The organism is uncultured Ruthenibacterium sp. (genome assembly GCF_963558415.1).
Lineage (GTDB): Bacteria > Bacillota > Clostridia > Oscillospirales > Ruminococcaceae > Ruthenibacterium.
Genome location: NZ_CAUWGY010000133.1, coordinates 1 through 3,639, shown reverse-complemented (window position 1 = coordinate 3,639; position 3,639 = coordinate 1). Strand labels below are relative to the sequence as shown.

At 39.7% G+C, this 3,639-nt stretch carries 3 protein-coding genes; 1 reads left to right on the top strand and 2 read right to left on the bottom strand.

What is annotated here, in order from left to right:
- The first annotated feature begins 483 nt into the window (after positions 1-483).
- A complete protein-coding gene (locus AB5H98_RS12980; RefSeq protein ID WP_367926307.1) occupies positions 484-1,632 on the top strand; it encodes a ribose-phosphate pyrophosphokinase in 1,149 nt (382 codons plus the stop codon).
- 38 nt (positions 1,633-1,670) lie between these two features.
- Here AB5H98_RS12980 and AB5H98_RS12975 read toward each other — a convergent pair whose 3' ends face one another.
- Complete coding sequence (locus tag AB5H98_RS12975; protein ID WP_367926306.1) at positions 1,671-3,254, bottom strand: hypothetical protein; 1,584 nt, start codon at positions 3,252-3,254, stop codon at positions 1,671-1,673.
- On the bottom strand, positions 3,247-3,639 hold a 393-nt coding region (locus AB5H98_RS12970; protein WP_367926305.1), incomplete at its 5' end, for an AAA family ATPase. The genes AB5H98_RS12970 and AB5H98_RS12975, both read right to left, overlap by 8 nt.

Genomic DNA, 3,639 nt, shown 5'->3' with positions numbered 1-3,639 from the left:
AGCGCATCCTTGGTAAGGATGAGGTCAGCAGTTCAAATCTGCTTAGCAGCTCCACAAAACCGCTTAAACTTCGTGTTTAGGCGGTTTTTGTTTTTATAATTATATTCTTTCTTCAAGGCGAGTGCAGTGTCTGCGCTTTACGAGTTGAAGGAACCCGGATAAAACAATTCCACATTTGTGTAAAAGTAAATCTCCCCTGTTCACAACGGCGGATGGAAAAATTGGGATAAACTTTTGAAACAAAGTTTTGGCGATTCTATTTTTAGAGATTATTCTTATTTTAAGATACCTTTTGAAATAAAAATCTAGCAGAACCTGTGCAAAAGTTTTCTTTTTTCTTCTGTTTTTCAAACAAAACGACAAAAATTAAAAAAACTGTAAAATCAGAAGAAGAACCTCTATGAAATATGCTATAATAAGATTACAAATGCGGTGACGTTGAACCTTTATTGAAATAACAAATTTTAAGGAGAAGTGTCTTACATGGTTCAGAAAAAGGGCGCAAAAGATTTTTTCAAAATCGAAGATCAAGTATCAGAATTGGCCTTAATCGCTAGTCCCGGCGCAGAAGAGTTAACTGAAAAAATTAACTATCATCTTCTTCGTTGGGCCAAAGAAGCTGGTCTAGAACAGGAAACCTTCATTATTGAAAGTGAATGTCCCCGGTTTTCTTCAGGCGACGGTAAAGGTATGATCAAATCCTCCGTGCGTGGAGACGATGTTTATCTTGTAATTGATGTTGGAAATTATAGCTGCAAATACAATTTATTCGGAAATTTAAATTTCATGTCGCCCGATGATCACTTTCAAAATTTGAAGCGTCTGATTCAGGCAATTGGCGGAAAAGCGCATCGTGTAAACGTCATCATGCCTATGTTGTATGGAAGCCGTCAGCATCGTCGTAATTATCGCGAAAGCTTGGACTGTGCAGTTGCATTGCAGGAGCTTCAAGCAATGGGTGTAGAGAACATTATTACTTTCGATGCGCATGACCCTCGCATGCAAAATGCCATTCCTTTGATGGGATTCGACAATGTAATGCCCACTTATCAAGTTATGAAGGCACTCCTCAAAGCTGTACCCGATTTAAAACTGGACCGCGATCACTTTATGGTAATCAGTCCGGATGAAGGCGCCTTGAATCGTAATATGTATTATGCAAGCGTTTTGGGCGTAAATCTTGGTATGTTCTACAAACGGCGTGATTACTCTCGTGTTGTAAATGGACGCAACCCCATCGTTGCACACGAATACTTGGGCGAAAGCGTCGAAAACAAAGATGTATTTGTTGCAGATGACATCATCTCCTCTGGTGAAAGCATGCTTGACATTGCTGTTGCCTTGAAAAAACAGGGTGCAAAACGTATTTTTGCCAACGCCACTTACGCTATTTTCACCAACGGCCTCGCAGAGTTTGACAAGGCTTATGCCTCTGGGATGATCGATGGTGTCTTTGGTTCTAACCTCACCTATCGTACTCCTGAGCTTCTGCAACGTCCTTGGTTCCATGAAGTGGATGTCTCTAAATACATTGCTTATTTCATCGCTGCATTAAACCATGATATGTCCGTGAGCGCTATTATCGATCCACATGAAAAAATAAAGGCGTTGTTAGAACGCACACAGCACTAAAAAGAGGCCTCCTGTTCTCAGTTGAACAGGAGGCCTCTTTAAATCTGAAGCAACCGTCTTTCGCCGTTTCTAGAAAGCCATATGCCACATAGAATTGCAGTTATTGTAAATATCATGCTCAATATTCCCGCCTGAACAAAAAATGGGATCCATGTTTGCGTAAACCAAACAAACACTCCAATGATGGCTGTAAGAAGCATTCCACCTAATATTACAATCATGGCAGAAGCAGATTGTTTTACGATAACCGTATCATTTTCACAGTCCATTTTAGGGAAGGTTAAATTCACAACCAATCCCCATAGGGCCGTCATCATACTATATGACAAACATAAAAAGAACAAAAGTGTCGCATCCAATAAACTCATGTGAAATGCAATTGTCACGCACAAACCTGCAATCAAAACCGCCGGCCAAATTATGACTAGCTGCAGTGCAATTTTGGCACCAAACACGGTCATCGGAGTCAAAGGTGACGCCTTTAAAATCCATAAGTTTTTTCCTTCCATGCTGATTGAAACATGAGTTGTACATGTAATGGACAAAATAAAAACTGCAGCAATTGATAAAATCTGTGGAATGAATTCCTCCATGCCCGTTTGAGCCAATAAGATTTGTAAATCTGCCCTCAAGTAAATGGCACCGATCCCACCAACCAGTAGAAAAATCGGTCCCAATAGTGTATTTGCTACATAAACCGGACATCCGAAATATCTTTTCCATTCTTTTTGAAATAGCGCATTAAAGGGGGCTGAAATTCCGATTCTTTTCATCTGATAATCACTTTTTCCTGCATAAGGAACAAGCCCGGCCAAAATTTTTTGGTATTTGGCACTAAAAAGATAAATAATCAAAAGAAACGGAACTAATACTCCAAGCAAGAAAATGAAAAAGGCCCATCCATCTCCCAAGATTGCTCGATGAATCAGTTCAAACGGATATAACCAATTTACAACAAAATTGGACAATTCCGCTCGTGTTGGTAATTTATTTGTCAATCTCATTTGCAAAGAAAATATTCCCGCAAAAATGGCCAAAAACACGCCTAAATAAAGAATATTTGCTACTAAGGCCTTATGCTTCAACCTACTGGACAAAAAAGAAATTACACAGCCTATCAGTGTGCTAAATAGAGTAGGCAAAGACGCTACCAGTACAACAATCAATGCCACCGCAATCCAATAACCCGCAGAAATCCTTCCTTGCCAATATAACTGTACGAAAGCAGCCGGAATCATAATCACCGCGCAGAACATAAAATTTTCCAAATATAAGGCTAAAAGTTTGGACAGCATAATAAAAAAGGGTTGAATTGGCAAACTCAACATTAAGTCCATATCGCGTCCGCCAAAAACTACACCTGTCGCACAAAACACAGTAAATAACAAACTCGCACAACAGGATAAAAAAGCTGCTATCGGAAACAAGTAATCAATCGCGTCAATCATATTTAAAAGATAGCCGCCTAATACACAATAGTAGCATGACAAAAACATTATTAAAATTCCGACGGTGATCAGCATCACTGTGCCCCTCCCCTTTTTCCGGCTAGATGAGCCCATCGATAGAGCCGCCAATAATGAGCGAAAATTAATTTTGAGCAAAACCCATAATTTACGCATTCCACTCACCCTCTTGTGCTAACTCCAAAAAAACAGATTCCAAGTCTGAATTTCCCACAATTTCATCGGTTCTTCCCTGCTCCACCAGATGACCCTTTTGTATAATGACCAGGCGATCACAAAGTTTCTGAGCCACTTCTAATACATGAGTAGAAAATAAAACCGCTCCTCCTTTTTGACACAGCTCTCGCAAAAATTTTTTCATTACATATGCGGCCTTCGGATCCAAACCGACAAAAGGTTCATCCAAAATCAAAAGTTTGGGCTGCCGCATCAAAGCAGAAATCAACGCCAACTTTTGTTTCATGCCATGACTGTAACTTCCAATTAAATCTCCTAGTACTTTTGTCATTTCAAATGCATCAGCATACTTGCCAATAAGTTG